Source organism: Rhizobium oryzicola (assembly GCF_030504645.1).
Taxonomy (GTDB): Bacteria; Pseudomonadota; Alphaproteobacteria; order Rhizobiales; family Rhizobiaceae; genus Neorhizobium; species Neorhizobium oryzicola.
Genome location: NZ_JAUKWQ010000002.1, coordinates 107,065 through 121,426 on the forward strand (window position 1 = coordinate 107,065; position 14,362 = coordinate 121,426).

The window sequence follows — 14,362 nt, forward strand, 5'->3', positions numbered from 1 at the left end:
CTCTGCTGTTTTCATGGTCGGCCGTTAAAATGCAAGCTTTTCTCAAAAGGGGATGTTCAACCCTATCTGAGACAACGCGTCATGCAGGTCCTCGTGGGACATTTTGAATTCTGGAGCGAGCATGACGGCCCATATTCTTGTTGTGGATGACGATCCCGTCCAGCGGCGCGTTCTCAAGAACGCTATCGAGCGCTATGGACACGCGGCGCATCTGGCCGAAAACGGCCGGATCGCGCTTGAGTTCCTCAAGCGCAACAGCCGCCAGTTCAACGTCATCGTGCTCGACCTGATGATGCCGGAGCTGGATGGCCTCGGCTTCCTGCAGGCTGCTGCCGAGCTGGGGATGGATATTCCGGTTATCGTCCAGACGGGGCAGGGCGGTATCGAGACTGTCGTGCAGGCCATGCGGGCCGGTGCTTTTGACTTTGTCGTGAAGCCTGTCTCCCCGGAACGCATCGCGGCATCTATTTCGAATGCGCTGAAGGTAGACCATCGCGAAGCCAAGGTGCGGGCCGTTCGCAAGCTGAAGAGCGCCACCGTCGGTTTCGGCGATATCGCATCCGCCAGCCCGGATATGCTGCGCGTCATCGACCTCGCCCAGCGCGCCGCGCAATCCAACATCCCGGTTGTGCTGGAAGGTGAATCCGGCGTCGGCAAGGAGATGATTGCCCGCGCCATCCAGGCCAGCGGCGACCGTGCCAACAAGCCTTTCATCACCGTCAACTGCGGTGCAATCCCTGCTAATCTGGTGGAAAGCATTCTGTTCGGCCACGAGAAGGGCGCGTTTACCGGTGCGACGGAGCGTCATACCGGCAAGTTCATGGAAGCCGATGGCGGCACCCTGTTCCTTGACGAAATCGGCGACTTGCCGCTGGAAGTGCAGGTGAAGTTGCTGCGCGCCGTCCAGCAGGGCGAAATCGAAACCGTCGGTGCCGGCAAGGTGCAGAAGGTGGATGTGCGCCTTATCTCCGCCACCAACAAGGACCTGATCGAAGAAGTACGCGCGGGCCGTTTCCGTGAAGATCTCTACTACCGCCTGAACGTCTTCCCGATCACCATTCCGGCGCTGCGCCGCCGCAAGGAAGATATTCCACATCTGGCGCGTATCTTCACCGAACGCTTCTCGGCGGAACAGAAGCTGGACCAACCGCTTCATGTAGGCGCCGGTGCTATGGCACTTCTCACGGCTTATGATTGGCCGGGCAATATCCGCCAGTTGGAAAACGCCGTCTTCCGTGCTGTGGTGCTCTCGCAAGGTACAGAGCTGACCGAAGCCGACTTTCCGCAGATTGCCGCCCAGATACCGGATTTTCAGAGCGACGAACTGCTTTCGACCGCAGATATTCCGGAGCCGGAACCTGACTTTACCCGGCACGATATTGCTGTGGCGAATGCGGCGCGCCAGCTTCGCTCCGAACTGTCATCGCATCTCTATTCTTCCCCGGAAAACATCATCGTCAGCACCGATGATACCGGCGAGGTGCGTAAGCTCGCGGACGTGGAAGAAGAGCTGATCCGCTTTGCCCTCAAGTTCTACCGTGGGCAGATGAGCCAGGTCGCCCGTAAACTGGGCATTGGCCGTTCAACACTTTATCGCAAGCTCAAGGATTACGGGATTGATCCCGACGACCCTTTGAAGGAGGCGGCGTGAACCCTGCGTCGCCTCATAACCCTGACGACATTGAGTAACATCACAGCTGCGTGAGTTTGCCCGGTCATCTTCGGGCAAGCCTTTTCCCTTACTGATTGTCAACCTTTCGGTAGTGATTTGTTGACTATGAAAGAAGTGCTTGTACATGTGTGGCAGATTTGCCATCGTGTCACCGCATTTCACAGTCATGTGAGGCAGCACCGGTGTTGTCAATCGGACGGGGAACGAATTGCCTTATCAGTTTGCAGATTCCACGCCTTCGGGTGACAGCGGGCGTTGCGTGAAAACGCGCAAATTCTCATTTGTAATGAAGCAGTTGGCAAGCTTTGCATTGTTGGCGGTTATCGCTGCATCGACCGTTTCGCTACCGGCGGGGCCTGCAACCGCTGCAGGAGAGACTCGCAGCCTCAAGCTTTATTTCGTGCATACGGGTGAACGGGCCGTCATCACGTTCAAGCGCAACGGTCGCTATGATGCTTCGGGCCTGCAGCAGTTGAACCAGTTCCTGCGTGACTGGCGCCGTAATGAACCGACCCGCATGGACCCCCGCCTTTTCGATCTGGTCTGGGAAGTCTATCGCCGCTCCGGCGCCACCGATTATATCCACGTCGTTTCCGCCTATCGCTCCCCCACGACCAACGGCATGCTGCGCTCGCGCACCAAGGGTGTGGCTGAGCATAGCCAGCATATGCTCGGCAAGGCGATGGACTATTTCATTCCCGGCGTAAAGCTGGCGGATCTGCGTGCAATCGGCATGAAGATGCAGGTGGGCGGCGTCGGCTTCTATCCCACATCGGGCTCGCCCTTTGTGCATATGGATGTTGGCGGTGTTCGCGCATGGCCGCGTATGTCGCGAGAAGAGCTGGTTCGCCTGTTCCCCAACGGCAATACCATGCATCTTCCGGCAGACGGCAAGCCGCTGCCCGGTTACGAGCAGGCCGTTGCCGATTACAAGCGTCGGGTCGGTGCCGATTCTATCCAGATCGCCAGCACTGCTGGCGGTGCGCCTTCTGTTTCGCGTAAGAAGCCGACCAACCTGATGGCGATGCTGTTCGGCAATAGCGGTGATGAAGACGAGGATGCCGAAGCCATTTCTGCACCTGACAATGTGCCAGCACGTCCATCTGCGCCTGTTCGCACCGCACCGGTGGCCGATACGCCCGCGCAGGCACCGGTTGCCGTGGCTTCCGCCCAGCCTGTAAAGCCACCGCAGCCCGCAGCCGAGCTTCAGGTGGCTTCCGCGCCTGTTCCTCTATCTCGCCCTGCTTTCCGCGAGGATGCAGCACCGGCCGGTGGTCTTGCGACCGCTCTTTATTCGCCTCCGAAGAACACGGCGCAGGAGGCTTTCCTGGCGGCATTGCCCGCAACGCCGGTGACCCCGCTGGCGCGCCCGACGCAGGACAAGGATTTCGAGGATCTCGCCAATTACAGCATTCCCGTTCCCACGCTGCTTGGGCCGCGGGGCCTGAAGGGCGATGCCGAAGGTTCCGGCGTGCAGACTGCTTCGCTCGACAAGAGCTCGCCGGTTGATTTTGCGGCTTCCGCCGTTCCAGTCCCCGTGCACCGGCCTGAGGCTGTTGCTGAGGCCGTGGCTGCTGCTCCGGTTGCCTCGAAGGCGCTGGTCGAACCCGGTTCCGACAAGAAGACATTGACGCCTGAACTCGTTGCCGAGCTTGCCAAGTCTGCGGATGATGCGCCCGTGCTTGCACCGCAGGCAAAGCCCGTGCAGCAGGCTGCTCAGCCTCAGCCGACCCAGCCTGTGCAGGTTGCCATGGCGAATGCACGATCGGATGAAGGTCGTGGACGCGACATGATGTTTGGTGACGGCTTCGATGCGCCCAAACCGGCTGCTGCGCCCGTGCCGAAACCGGCACCTGCAAGCGCGGCGACCTCCGGCAAGGTGGTAAAGGGTGGGGCTGTGTCCAAGCTCGGTGGGCGTCCGGCCAATCCCGGTACGCAGGTGCTGACCCGCGATATGATTGCGCAGTGGGCGCTTGACAAGAATCATGCTGCGCCGACTGCATCGACCAAGGCGCCGCGCGTGGTGAACCGTACGCTGACAGCGGATACCTCGGTTGCCTATGGTGGTGGCTTCAAGCCCGTGACAACAGCCGTGTCCATCGACGAGAACCGTTTCCAGTAACGGACCCCTCTGACCTGTTTTGTAGAAATGAAGAAGCCGTCCCGATTGCTCGGGACGGCTTCTTGCGTCTGGGTTCTCTCAGTATGATCAGGCGGCTTCGTCAGCCGGCGCGATCACCATGCCGAGAGCCTGCAGGTAGGTGTCGAGGATCAGATCCTCTTCCATCCGCTCCTGCTCATCCTTCTTGCGCAGCGCAATGACCTTCTTCAGGATCTTGGTGTCGAAGCCCATCGACTTGGCCTCGCCATAGACATCCTTGATGTCGTCGGCGATGGTCTTCTTCTCTTCTTCCAGTCGTTCGATGCGCTCGACAAAAGCGCGGAGTTGGTCGCGGGCGACGCCATGAGCATCAGACATCGGGGCCTCCTGTCTCTAAGGGGACATGTGTTCGGGTGGTGTCACCTGCCGTGAAGTGCAGGCAAGGTCAAGGCGTTTAACAACGCCTGTGATCATTTGTGCGGGTTGTTGGCGGCGAATGCGGCTTTTTGTGTGTCGCTTGCCTCGTTCTGGTAGCGGCTTTTCCACTCCTCATAGGGCATGCCGTAGACCATTTCGCGCGAGGCATCCTTGCTCACGGGAAGTCCAGCCTCTTCGGCGGCTTCACGATACCAGTTCGACAGGCAGTTGCGGCAGAAGCCGGCGAGATTCATCATGTCGATGTTCTGCACATCGGTGCGTTCGCGAAGATGCTGGACCAACCGCCGGAAAGCCGCCGCCTCCAGTTCCGTCTTCTGCTGTTCGCTGAGTTCCGTCATCCAGTTTGCTCCATCAGGGCCGTTGTCAGGCATATGGCCCGGTGCGTGAGGCGAAAATTTGGTATTCGTGCAAGGCCGGGTCGTCGTTCATCCGATCGAAGATCGGCGCCAGCCGATCCGCCCAGCGGTCGATGCTGTCATCATCGCCGATCAGATCCTGCCGCACTTCCAGAAGTGCGTGGGGAATGCCAGCAAGCATACAGTGCCGATACATGGTATCGCCCTTCAGCGCGCCGTCATAGGGCTCATTGTCACCCACCAGAATATCGCCCGGTTCGCGGAGCAACTGCAGAAGCGGTGCAACGGCACGGTGGTCTGTATCCCAAAGGACAGCGGCGTGCCAGGGTCGGGGCACGCCCTTCCAGGCGGGAGTGTAGGAGTGCAGCGAAAGCACCAGCGGTGCCTTGCCAGACGCCTCCGCCACCGAGGCGATCATGTTTTCCACCGCTTTGTGATAGGGGCGATGATAGGTCTCGAGCCGATGGTTCCACTCTTCCGCTGAGATCGGATGATTGCCGGGAATGATGGCGCCGTCAGAGATGCGCATGATGAGGGTGGGGTCGTCCTCGCCCCGGTTCGGATCGATCAGAAGACGGGAAAAGCGGGAAAGGACGGCGGGAACGCCGAGTCTGGCCGCCAGACGTCGTGTCAAACCTTCGACGCCGATGTCATAGGCGATGTGGCGGGCAAAGGCGGACGCATCCAGCCCCAGCGATCCGTACTGCGGCGGCAGGAGGTTCATGGCATGATCGGCAAGCAGCACCAATCCCTTGTCACGATTGCCATCTATGATTTCATGCGAATCAAATGCCTGCCTTGCCATCTCGCTGCCAAATTCCTCTGCGTTTTGCCCTCCTGTTTGCCTGCTACAGGAGACTTGCGCAAGGGAAAGCGGAATGAAGTCAACTGCTAACCTTGGCAATATAATCGATTAGATTTCATTGACTTTCCAGTGGTGGCGAGCGAAGACAATGCACATGAAATATCATGGAGTCCCAACGGAAGCCGTGCCCAACGTTTTTTCCTCTTTGTTTAGCTGCCGCATGATGCCGGCAATCGTTTTTGCTCTGGTGGGAGCGCCAGTGCTGACGGTTGCCAATGTGGCACATGCGGATTTCCGCGTTTGCAACGGCACCCAGAATCTCGTTGGGGTGGCGATTGGCTATAGGGCCAGCGAAGGCTGGATCTCCGAGGGCTGGTGGCAGGTACCGGCCTCCAGTTGCGCAACCCTCATCGAGGGGGAACTGCAATCGCGCTATTATTACCTCTATGCCGAGGATGCCGCCCGCGGTGGCCGCTGGACGGGCGAGGTGAACATGTGCGTGGCCGAAAACGAGTTCAAGATCACCGGTGTCGGTGACTGCTTTGCCCGCGGGTACCAGCGCATGGGATTCAAGGAATATGATACGGGCCGTCAGGGTAGCTGGATGGTCCAGCTGTCGGATACGCCCGGTACGCAAGAAGGCCGCAACTGATGAAGCGCAATCGCAAAGTTAAAATCCTCGCAACCCTCGGACCTGCTTCTTCCGAAGAGGCGATGATCGAAAAGCTGCATCTTGCCGGCGCCGATCTTTTCCGCATCAACATGAGCCATGCCAGCCACGACCTGATGCGCACGCTGATCGAGCGTATTCGCGCTGTCGAGGCGCGCAATGGCCGCCCGATCGGCATTCTGGCAGACCTTCAGGGCCCGAAGCTGCGTGTCGGTAAGTTTGCCAATACCAAGGTTACGCTGACGCCCGGCCAGACCTTTACGCTGGATAATAATGAAGCGCTTGGCGACGAGACGCGCGTGTTCCTGCCGCATCCGGAAATTCTTCAGTCGGTGAAGGCGGGCGACCGCCTTTTGATCGATGACGGCAAGCTGATGCTGAAGGCCGAAAAGGCGGACGGCAAGAGCATCGTCTGCAAGGTAATTTCGGGCACTTCGATCTCCGACCGCAAGGGCGTGAGCCTCCCCGATACGCTGCTGGCTGTAGGCGTTCTGACCGACAAGGACCGCGCGGACCTCGACGCCGTGCTCGCCACCAACGATGTCGACTGGGTGGCACTCTCCTTCGTGCAGCGCCCGGAAGACCTGGCGGAAGTCCGCAAGATCTCCAAGGGTCGCGTTGGCCTGATGTCGAAGATTGAAAAGCCGCAGGCGATCGAGCGTATCGATGAAATCATCGAACTTTCCGACGCTCTGATGGTGGCCCGTGGCGACCTCGGCGTGGAAATGCCGCTGGAAGCTGTACCCGGTCTGCAAAAGCAGCTGACCCGCGCCTGCCGCCGCGCCGGCAAGCCGGTGGTGGTTGCGACCCAGATGCTCGAATCGATGATCACCGCACCGGTGCCGACCCGCGCCGAAGTCTCCGACGTGGCAACGGCCGTGTTCGAAGGTGCCGATGCGATCATGCTGTCCGCCGAGTCGGCCTCCGGCCAGTATCCGGTCGAAGCCGTCTCCACGATGGCTTCCATCGCCACCACGGTCGAGCAGGATCCGTATTATTCCAACATCATCTACGCACAGCGTCCGCAGCCGGAAGCCACCGGTGCCGATGCGATTTCGCTCGCTGCCCGCCAGATTGCCGAGACGCTGAAGCTGCAGGCAATCGTCACCTATACGTCGTCGGGCAATACGGGTCTTCGCGCCTCGCGTGAGCGGCCGCAGGTGCCGATCATCGCGCTTTCGCCGATCGTCCAGACGGCACGCCGCCTGTCGGTCTGCTGGGGCCTTCACTGTGTGATCGCCGATGAGCCGAGCAACCTTGATGACATGGTCAACAAGGCCTGCCGCATCGTGGTGCAGGAAGGGTTCGGCAAGCCGGGCGATCGCGTGATCGTTTCGGCTGGTGTGCCGCTGGGAACGCCCGGCTCCACCAATATGCTGCGCATTGCCTATATCGGTCCGGATGGCCAGTCCGGCGTCTGATCCGCAGGAATTAAAAGGGGGCTTCGGCTCCCTTTTTCTGGGCTCAATCCTTGATGAGACCGCCGCAGTAATCGAGAGCGTAGGCGACGTCTCCCTCCACCTCGATAATTTCCCTTCCGGAAAAATGGCTGGCATTCCCGTCGTTGCTATCGAGGTAGCGTCCGTATGGACCAATCCATTCAAACCCTCCCAGGAAACGCTGCTCCTGATAGAGAGCCGACAACGCGGCCTTAATGGTCCAGCCGGCGCGCTCGCCGTCAATCAGGTCTGGCCTCAGAATGTATCCGTAATAATTCATGGCCCACACAGCGGTATCGCCGTGCCACAAGACTTCCTGACCGATGAAGTCTGTCCCACCGAAATAGCTGTCGAGATATCGCCACTCGCCTTCCTGCCAACTGAGATCATGAGACCCCACGCGGCAGGAAGCGCTTTTGCGACCGCCACCCACATAGGTCGCCGCTTTGGCGGTGACGATGATCTGATTCAACCGCGACTCGTCCATCTCTCATCTCCCATATATGGAACGAAAGAGGAACATATGTGCATTGTATGGTCAAGGGAGTTTCAGCGATCGCCCGTATCCGCTCGCGCGAGCCTGGCTTCGACCAGGCGTGCCAGTCCTTCCAGATCGCGGTCGTGACCCGCAAGCTTTTCGATGGCGGCGATTGCCAGATCGGTCGCCACGTAATCTGGCTTGTGGCCGAGCCCCTTCACCCAGATCAGTTCGGAATTGCGGATATCGTGCTTCAGGCCGACCGAATGGATATTGGCAAGCACGATCTTGTCCTGATTCCCGGTGATGATGATCGCGGGCGTTTTGATCTCGGTGTACCGGGGTGAAATGCGCGTGACATAGTCCAGGAGGTTTGCAACGTCCTCAGCATTATAGCGGAAGGTATCCGGCCTCAGCACGAGCGCGGGCGCACCCTCATCCACATAGCGCTCGCGGCGCTTGTTGGGGCTGAACACGGATTGCGTCGCTCCGTCCAGCATGGTCAGCCCGGCCGGCATCACAAGTGTATGGCTGAACAGCCAGCCGATGACGGGCGTAGACGTCAGGCGGTAGTGCCAGTCGATACCGCCCGGCCAGGGATGGGTAGCGGGCGACAGGAAGACGGTGCCGAGGGTCCGATCGGGATGGAAGAGGGCGAAGCTCGCGGCAATCGCTCCACCGAAAGAGTGGGCGACGATGATCGCTTTCTCGATGCCATAGGCGGACATGAGCTTGGCGATGGCAGCTGCCTGGCCGTCGGGAAAAGCATTTTCCGGGCCGCCGCGCTCCGAATAGCCATGGCCGGGTCTGTCCACGAACAGCATTTCGGCGCGTCCCATCAGGGGGCGGAGGAAGGTCGCTTCCTGATCGCGGAGATTGCCGCTGGCGCCATGGATGAAAACGAGCGGCGGCAGATCAGCCGCCGGGCCTGCCGGAATGTGCAGCGCGTTCATCCGGTAGCCGCCGACATCCGTCAGCGTGCCGATATTGGGAAACTGCTTTTCGATGGCACGTGCCTTCCAGGCGGTGAAGCCGAAGGCAACTCCAAAGATAAGACAAAGGACGAGCGTCGCTGAAAATAGATAGGCCAGGGGATACCTCAGGTCCGGCTACCGGCCAGCTTTTCGGAAAGCTTGGTCACCTGTTCCTGCGCCTCGCGGTCGGCAGGGTAGACGCTCAGGTAACGCTCCCAGGCCTTCAATGCCAGTTCGTCCTGTCCGTTCTCGGTCAGGATGGTTGCCATGCCGGCAATGGCCGGAAAATAGCGCGGCTCGCGGCGCAGCACCTGCTCGATGTCAGCCATGGATTTGCGCGGATTGCCCATGGTGTAATGCAGCGTGGCGCGGCGGTTCCAGGCTTCCGTATAGGCAGGCTCCAGCAGTGTCACCCGATCCAGAAAATCCAGCGCAGCCGCGTTCTTCTTGTCGGTGATGGCCTTGTTGGCCCATTGCATAAGGAGATTGACCGTTGCGCTGCCGGAATCCGTCCAGTTGGAGGCAATCTGGCTGGCGATACCCTTGGCTTTGTCGGGATCACGTTCGCGCTTGAGCGCCTCGAACAGCTTGTCTGTCGTGACTTTGGCAGACGCCGTGACGGCGGGCTGTGCAGGGGAGGGCGTCGGTGCCGGAGGCAGGGGCGCAGCCGTTTGTGCGGCCGCCATATCGGCAGCCAGAACCAGCACGGGTAGAATCAGAAGGCCAAAACGAAGAAAGCGCATGCGGACAAATTAGACCGCATGCGCTGAACTTCAAACCGAAATTTCAAAGCTTTCGACAAAGTGATGTTGAGAACCGACGAGCGGTTCTAACGATCAGCCCTGGCGAGCCTTGAACCGCGGGTTCTGCTTGTTGATGATGTAAACGCGGCCCTTGCGGCGAACCAGACGGTTATCGCGATGACGGGCCTTAAGCGCTTTGAGCGAGTTCTTGATCTTCATTGTTCTGGTCCGCGTATTCCAGGCCGATAGCGGCCCTGATGTCTCTTACAATCAAAAGCGCGCCCAAGGCTCGCTCTTTAGGATGGGAGGCTGATACAGGTTCACTCCCGGCCTGTCAACCGCAGCCGGGGGCAAAGCCCCGGCATTTCACGGCAAAAGCTGTGTGACATGGCCCATCTTGCGGCCCGGCCGCGCTTCCGTCTTGCCGTAGAGGTGCACCAGAACCTGCGGTCTGGCGAGCCACTCCGGTAGGGAATCGATGTCGTCGCCGATCAGGTTGGTCATCACGCAATCGGAATGACGGATCGGGTTGCCGAGCGTGAGGCCAGCGACCGCGCGAATATGCTGCTCGAACTGGGAGATCACGCAGGCGGCCTCCGTCCAGTGGCCGGAATTGTGGACGCGTGGTGCGATCTCGTTGGCAATCAGCGTGCCATCGGGCATCACGAAGAATTCCATGCCGATCACCCCGACATAATCGAGGGCGGTGAGAAGCCGCTCTGCCGATTCTCTCGCAACCGTCGCCGTCTCAGCGCCGATCGTGGCGGGCAGGGTGGAGGTATGCAGAATGCCATTGCGGTGCACATTCTCCGCAACATCGAAGCAGAGGATCGTGCCATCCTGGGCGCGCGCCGCAATCACCGATACCTCACGCTCGAAGGGCACGAAGCTTTCGAGAATCTGCGGTACGCCTCCCAGCGCCTCGAAGGCACCGGCGGGGTCATCCTGCGGACCCTTGAAGACCCGCTGCCCCTTGCCGTCATAGCCCATGCGCCGGGTCTTCAACACGCCACGTCCGCCGAATTCGGCAAGGGCTGCTTCGAGATCCGCCTGGCTGTCGATGGCACGAAACTCGGCCGTGACGATGCCGCAGCTGTTGAGAAAGCGCTTTTCCGTCAACCGGTCCTGCGCCACTTCCAGTGCTTTGGCGGGCGGGAAGACCGGTCGGTGCGCGGCAAGGCGTTCTGCGGCGCTGACCGGCACGTTCTCGAACTCATAGGTGATGACGTCGCAAGTAGCCGCGAGTTCATCCAGCGCTGCCGGATCGTCATAGGCTGCAACGATCTGCCGGTTTGCTACCTGGGCAGCGGGCGAATCGGGCTGCGGCTCCAGAATGATGGTCGTGAAATTCAGGCGGGCTGCGGCCACGGCCAGCATGCGGCCCAGTTGACCGCCGCCGATGATGCCGATCGTTCTCACCATCAAGGTGCCTCGTCGATGGGGTATTCGGCCACGGAAGCCGTCTGTCGTGCGCGGTACTCGTCCAGCCTGTCGGCAAGATCGTCATCGGAGAGGGCGAGCACGGCGGCTGCCAGAAGGGCGGCATTGACGGCACCGGCGCGACCGATGGCAAGCGTGCCGACGGGAATGCCGGCCGGCATCTGCACAATGGAGAGAAGGCTATCCTGACCGCTGAGCGCCTTGGATTGCACCGGCACGCCGAACACCGGAAGCGGTGTCATCGATGCAGCCATGCCGGGCAGATGAGCGGCGCCGCCAGCGCCTGCGATGATAACCTTGAAACCCTCGTCACGGGCGCTCTTGGCGAACGCTACCAGGCGATCCGGCGTGCGATGGGCGGAGACGATGCGGGCTTCGTAACCGATGTCGAGCGCGTCGAGCGTGTCGGCGGCATTCTTCATCGTTTCCCAGTCGGACTGGCTGCCCATGATGATGGCGACGGGAGGTCTTTCCAACGGCATCTGGTTCTAATACCCCTGTCAGGCAATAATATCCGGAATGATCTGGTCTTCGAGCTGGCTCATCTTGTCCTTGATGGCCAATTTCTTCTTCTTCATGCGCTGTATACGAAGCGCTTCGCAGCCGGTTTCAATCATGGCATTAATCGCGGCGTCGTAGTCTTCATGCTCCTGACGGAGCCTTGCCAGCGCCAATCTGATATCAGCCTGTTCCTGATCGGCCATGTCTTTCGTCCCCATCTATGATTCCGGTCTTTGTCCTGCCGGGGAAATGCCGGAAGCTCCTATCATCAAACCACCGGAACGACTAGTGCAGGCTCCTGCAATTCTTCAAGAGTTTCACGGCAGAAGCTGCCCGCAAGCTTACCAGAACGCTTGGATTTTGAGCAGAACCTCTGCTTTGTGCTGGCTTGAGGCAGGGTTAACGCTCGCGACACTGCCGTTCAACATCATTTAAACATGACCACCAATTCGCCGCACCGAAACCACGTTTTCGCCTTCGACAAAGCCGTTTGTTCGTGTCACAATTCCTTTGCAAACCTGAAGCCATTGGCTGGAGGAAGGCTGGTGGCAGGTAAAAAGGAAGGACGTGCCACATGACCATTCAGGCTCATATCGCATCGCTTGAAAAGAAACACGGTGCTCTTGAGGAGGAGCTCCAAAGCGTTCTTGCGTCCCCCTCATCAGACGATCGAATGATCGCGGAATTGAAGCGTCGTAAACTGCGTCTCAAAGACGAAATGGAGCGGCTGAAGAAAGACACCCGCCATTGATCTTTTCACGGTTCCTATGAGTTCATGAAATGGCCGCCGCCCGGCACGTGTTTCAGATTTCCGTGGCGGTGGTTCTTGTTTTCAGGACCAGAACTGGTCCAGCCAGATATTCAGTTTCTGAAATCCCTTGGCATTGACGGCGTAAATTCGCTTCGTCCCTTGCGACGTCACAGTCACAAGGTTGCTGTCCAGCAATGCTTTAAGATGTTGCGACACTGCCGGTCGGCTGATTGGCAAGCCGTCAGCCAGTTCATTCACCGTTTTGGGTGCGCGTCGTAATTCCTCCAGCAGATAGCGCCGGTTCGGATCTGCTATGGCTGCGAAGGGATCGATTGTGGACATGCTTCAAGCTTACGCGATGCGCGTATCCGCCGCAAGGATATTTGTGCGACGCAATATAAGTCGTTTGTCGTATTCGTCTACGCGAAGAAAGCATCCCAAAGCAGTTTCAAGGATGCGGCCAGTCCCAGGCCATAGGCCAGTGGATAGAAGACATCGGGCTTCAGGCGGCGCACGATCATAGCGCCTGCAAAGGTTGCCAGAAGCGCCACCGGCAGCAGCGTCAGAGAGGTGCTGAAGTTGCGCATGTCGAGCGCGCCGAGCGCCACATAGGGAACGACCTTGATGGCATTGACCAGCGCAAAAAAGCGGACACTGGCGCCGGTATACTTTTTCGGGTCCAACCTCAGGGGAAGCGCGTAGATCTGGAAGGGTGGGCCTCCGGCATGGGCCACAAAACTGGCGTATCCGCACAATGTGCCCCAGAGTGCGGCGGGTCCGATGCGGTGCGGTTTCGGCTCGATCGGCTGGCCCTTGCCGGGACCAAAGGTCTGCCAAAAGTAGCGCAGCGAAAACAGCACCATGGAGACCGAGATCACCACTTTCAGCGCATCCGGCGAAACGAGCGCCGATGTTGCCCAGCCCAGCGCCACCCCCACAAGGCCGCCGGGCAGGATGTAGAGGAAGAGCGTGCGGTCGTTGTGGTGCCGCCAGGCCCAGAGCGCCACCATGTCCATGACGATCAGGATCGGCAGGAAGATGGCCGCTGCATCGAGCGGGCTCACCACCAGCGCCATCAGCGGCACGCCCATCAGCGCGAAGGCACCGCCAAGCCCGCCCTTGGAAAGGCCGACCAGCGTGACGGCGGGCACGGCGGCTGCAAAGAAGGCGAGGCTTGGAAAGGTTATGCCGAACATGGAGCAATCATGGTTGATCGTTAAGCCACTCCGGTCTATCGGGTTTCTGGATGAATGACGAGCCCGGATTCCCTTATGCGGTACTCCGTGCCATGTTCCGCATGCCTTTGCTTCACAACGCCAGATGGGATTACAGATGACCCTTGCCGAAGATCGTTGCCGTCTCGTGCTGATCCTGCCCGATATCGCCGATGATGCGGTTCTTCTGGAGAAGCTGGAGCATGGTTTTCGCGGCGGCGATGTCGCCTCGGTCATCCTGCCGCAATACGGGCTGAACGATTCCGATTTCCAGAAGCGGGCGGAAAAGCTGGTTCCGGTCATTCAGGATGCGGGTGCTGCCGCCATCATCGCGGGTGATAGCCGCGTGGCGGGCCGCGCGCGCGCCGATGGCCTGCATATCGAGGGTAGCATCGAGGAACTGGGCGAGGCGATCGAGAAGTTCACGCCGAAGCTGATCGTCGGCGCCGGTGGGGCGGTGGACCGCCACACGGCGCTTGAGGTCGGTGAAGCTCGTCCCGACTACATGTTCTTCGGCAAGTTCGATGGCGACATCAAGCCGGAGCCGCATCCGAAAAACCTGGCGCTGGGCGAATGGTGGGCCTCGATGATCGAGATCCCCTGCATCGTCATGGGCGGCACGGATGTGGCGGGCGTCGTGGCCGTGGCGGAAACCGGAGCGGAGTTCGTGGCGCTCAGAAGTGCGGTCTTTGATCATTCTGCCGGCATTGCTGCCGCAATTGCCGAAGCGAACGCGCTTTTGGACGAAAAAGCGCCACGGTTTGGCGCTTGAAGGACGCC

General features: G+C 59.7%; 17 protein-coding genes and 2 pseudogenes. 7 read left to right on the top strand and 12 right to left on the bottom strand.

The window, feature by feature from the left end; genetic code table 11:
* Positions 1-121: 121 nt before the first annotated feature.
* From Q2T52_RS07800 to Q2T52_RS07805, 3 genes and pseudogenes are all read left to right on the top strand, one after another.
* Positions 122-1,307: pseudogene (locus Q2T52_RS07800) on the top strand (sigma-54-dependent transcriptional regulator); the annotation flags it as partial.
* A 167-nt stretch (positions 1,308-1,474) separates the two neighbouring features.
* A pseudogene (locus Q2T52_RS26880) lies at positions 1,475-1,651 on the top strand (helix-turn-helix domain-containing protein); the annotation flags it as partial.
* 307 nt (positions 1,652-1,958) lie between these two features.
* Entirely contained in the window at positions 1,959-3,794 is a 1,836-nt protein-coding gene (locus tag Q2T52_RS07805) for a peptidoglycan L,D-endopeptidase MepK (protein ID WP_436799520.1), read from the top strand.
* 87 nt (positions 3,795-3,881) lie between these two features.
* Here the strand turns inward: Q2T52_RS07805 and Q2T52_RS07810 are convergent, their stop codons facing one another.
* The 3 genes from Q2T52_RS07810 to Q2T52_RS07820 form a co-directional block, all read right to left on the bottom strand.
* Positions 3,882-4,151, bottom strand: a complete 270-nt coding sequence (locus tag Q2T52_RS07810) for a DUF2312 domain-containing protein (RefSeq protein ID WP_062555709.1) — start codon at positions 4,149-4,151, stop codon at positions 3,882-3,884.
* Positions 4,152-4,243: 92 nt separating this feature from the next.
* Positions 4,244-4,549, bottom strand: a complete 306-nt coding sequence (locus Q2T52_RS07815; RefSeq protein ID WP_302076151.1) for a DUF1244 domain-containing protein — start codon at positions 4,547-4,549, stop codon at positions 4,244-4,246.
* A gap of 25 nt (positions 4,550-4,574) precedes the next feature.
* Positions 4,575-5,372 (bottom strand): N-formylglutamate amidohydrolase, encoded by a 798-nt coding sequence (locus tag Q2T52_RS07820; RefSeq protein WP_302076152.1) that lies wholly within the window; start codon positions 5,370-5,372, stop codon positions 4,575-4,577.
* A gap of 220 nt (positions 5,373-5,592) precedes the next feature.
* Here Q2T52_RS07820 and Q2T52_RS07825 point away from each other — a divergent pair, with 220 nt between their 5' ends.
* On the top strand, positions 5,593-6,024 hold the full coding sequence (locus tag Q2T52_RS07825) for a DUF1036 domain-containing protein (protein WP_436799508.1): 432 nt from the start codon (positions 5,593-5,595) through the stop codon (positions 6,022-6,024).
* Positions 6,024-7,463 (top strand): pyruvate kinase, encoded by a 1,440-nt coding sequence (gene pyk / locus Q2T52_RS07830; protein ID WP_302076154.1) that lies wholly within the window; start codon positions 6,024-6,026, stop codon positions 7,461-7,463. The genes Q2T52_RS07825 and pyk overlap by 1 nt, the downstream gene beginning before the upstream one ends.
* 43 nt (positions 7,464-7,506) lie before the next feature.
* On the opposite strand, the gene Q2T52_RS07835 is transcribed toward pyk, so the two are convergent.
* From Q2T52_RS07835 to Q2T52_RS07865, 7 genes are all read right to left on the bottom strand, one after another.
* Positions 7,507-7,968 carry a DUF5680 domain-containing protein gene (locus Q2T52_RS07835; RefSeq protein ID WP_302076155.1) on the bottom strand — a complete coding sequence of 154 codons (462 nt, stop codon included), beginning with the start codon at positions 7,966-7,968 and terminating at the stop codon, positions 7,507-7,509.
* Between the two features lie 62 nt (positions 7,969-8,030).
* Entirely contained in the window at positions 8,031-8,912 is an 882-nt protein-coding gene (locus tag Q2T52_RS07840; protein ID WP_436799509.1) for an alpha/beta fold hydrolase, read from the bottom strand.
* A gap of 146 nt (positions 8,913-9,058) precedes the next feature.
* Positions 9,059-9,676: a tetratricopeptide repeat protein gene (locus Q2T52_RS07845; protein WP_302076156.1), complete on the bottom strand. Its 618-nt coding sequence runs from the start codon at positions 9,674-9,676 to the stop codon at positions 9,059-9,061.
* Positions 9,677-9,769: 93 nt separating this feature from the next.
* Positions 9,770-9,895: a type B 50S ribosomal protein L36 gene (gene ykgO, locus Q2T52_RS07850; RefSeq protein ID WP_003497670.1), complete on the bottom strand. Its 126-nt coding sequence runs from the start codon at positions 9,893-9,895 to the stop codon at positions 9,770-9,772.
* Positions 9,896-10,042: 147 nt separating this feature from the next.
* Positions 10,043-11,101: a 5-(carboxyamino)imidazole ribonucleotide synthase gene (locus Q2T52_RS07855; protein ID WP_302076157.1), complete on the bottom strand. Its 1,059-nt coding sequence runs from the start codon at positions 11,099-11,101 to the stop codon at positions 10,043-10,045.
* A complete protein-coding gene (gene purE, locus Q2T52_RS07860; RefSeq protein ID WP_302076158.1) occupies positions 11,098-11,598 on the bottom strand; it encodes a 5-(carboxyamino)imidazole ribonucleotide mutase in 501 nt (166 codons plus the stop codon). The genes Q2T52_RS07855 and purE overlap by 4 nt, the downstream gene beginning before the upstream one ends.
* An 18-nt stretch (positions 11,599-11,616) precedes the next feature.
* A complete protein-coding gene (locus tag Q2T52_RS07865) occupies positions 11,617-11,820 on the bottom strand; it encodes a YdcH family protein (protein ID WP_143127737.1) in 204 nt (67 codons plus the stop codon).
* A 371-nt stretch (positions 11,821-12,191) separates the two neighbouring features.
* Here Q2T52_RS07865 and Q2T52_RS07870 point away from each other — a divergent pair, with 371 nt between their 5' ends.
* Complete coding sequence (locus tag Q2T52_RS07870; RefSeq protein WP_302076159.1) at positions 12,192-12,368, top strand: YdcH family protein; 177 nt, start codon at positions 12,192-12,194, stop codon at positions 12,366-12,368.
* Positions 12,369-12,449: 81 nt separating this feature from the next.
* Here the strand turns inward: Q2T52_RS07870 and Q2T52_RS07875 are convergent, their stop codons facing one another.
* Together Q2T52_RS07875 and Q2T52_RS07880 are read right to left on the bottom strand one after the other, a co-directional pair.
* Complete coding sequence (locus tag Q2T52_RS07875; RefSeq protein WP_302076160.1) at positions 12,450-12,710, bottom strand: ArsR/SmtB family transcription factor; 261 nt, start codon at positions 12,708-12,710, stop codon at positions 12,450-12,452.
* A 77-nt stretch (positions 12,711-12,787) separates the two neighbouring features.
* Positions 12,788-13,564, bottom strand: coding sequence for a sulfite exporter TauE/SafE family protein (locus tag Q2T52_RS07880; protein WP_302076161.1), 777 nt, complete (start codon positions 13,562-13,564; stop codon positions 12,788-12,790).
* Positions 13,565-13,700: 136 nt separating this feature from the next.
* Here Q2T52_RS07880 and Q2T52_RS07885 point away from each other — a divergent pair, with 136 nt between their 5' ends.
* On the top strand, positions 13,701-14,354 hold the full coding sequence (locus tag Q2T52_RS07885) for a thiamine phosphate synthase (RefSeq protein WP_302076162.1): 654 nt from the start codon (positions 13,701-13,703) through the stop codon (positions 14,352-14,354).
* Positions 14,355-14,362 lie beyond the last annotated feature (8 nt).

Bases quoted from the DNA above. Each gene is read 5' to 3' on its own strand.
- Q2T52_RS07825 (WP_436799508.1), top strand. From the start codon at position 5,593: ATGATGCCGGCAATCGTTTTTGCTCTGGTGGGAGCGCCAGTGCTGACG.
- Q2T52_RS07815 (WP_302076151.1), bottom strand. From the start codon at position 4,549: ATGACGGAACTCAGCGAACAGCAGAAGACGGAACTGGAGGCGGCGGCT.
- Q2T52_RS07885 (WP_302076162.1), top strand. From the start codon at position 13,701: ATGACCCTTGCCGAAGATCGTTGCCGTCTCGTGCTGATCCTGCCCGAT.
- pyk (WP_302076154.1), top strand. From the start codon at position 6,024: ATGAAGCGCAATCGCAAAGTTAAAATCCTCGCAACCCTCGGACCTGCT.
- Q2T52_RS07880 (WP_302076161.1), bottom strand. From the start codon at position 13,564: ATGTTCGGCATAACCTTTCCAAGCCTCGCCTTCTTTGCAGCCGCCGTG.
- Q2T52_RS07810 (WP_062555709.1), bottom strand. From the start codon at position 4,151: ATGTCTGATGCTCATGGCGTCGCCCGCGACCAACTCCGCGCTTTTGTC.
- Q2T52_RS07865 (WP_143127737.1), bottom strand. From the start codon at position 11,820: ATGGCCGATCAGGAACAGGCTGATATCAGATTGGCGCTGGCAAGGCTC.
- Q2T52_RS07820 (WP_302076152.1), bottom strand. From the start codon at position 5,372: ATGGCAAGGCAGGCATTTGATTCGCATGAAATCATAGATGGCAATCGT.
- purE (WP_302076158.1), bottom strand. From the start codon at position 11,598: ATGCCGTTGGAAAGACCTCCCGTCGCCATCATCATGGGCAGCCAGTCC.
- ykgO (WP_003497670.1), bottom strand. From the start codon at position 9,895: ATGAAGATCAAGAACTCGCTCAAAGCGCTTAAGGCCCGTCATCGCGAT.
- Q2T52_RS07835 (WP_302076155.1), bottom strand. From the start codon at position 7,968: ATGGACGAGTCGCGGTTGAATCAGATCATCGTCACCGCCAAAGCGGCG.
- Q2T52_RS07845 (WP_302076156.1), bottom strand. From the start codon at position 9,676: ATGCGCTTTCTTCGTTTTGGCCTTCTGATTCTACCCGTGCTGGTTCTG.
- Q2T52_RS07870 (WP_302076159.1), top strand. From the start codon at position 12,192: ATGACCATTCAGGCTCATATCGCATCGCTTGAAAAGAAACACGGTGCT.
- Q2T52_RS07840 (WP_436799509.1), bottom strand. From the start codon at position 8,912: ATGAACGCGCTGCACATTCCGGCAGGCCCGGCGGCTGATCTGCCGCCG.
- Q2T52_RS07805 (WP_436799520.1), top strand. From the start codon at position 1,959: ATGAAGCAGTTGGCAAGCTTTGCATTGTTGGCGGTTATCGCTGCATCG.
- Q2T52_RS07875 (WP_302076160.1), bottom strand. From the start codon at position 12,710: ATGTCCACAATCGATCCCTTCGCAGCCATAGCAGATCCGAACCGGCGC.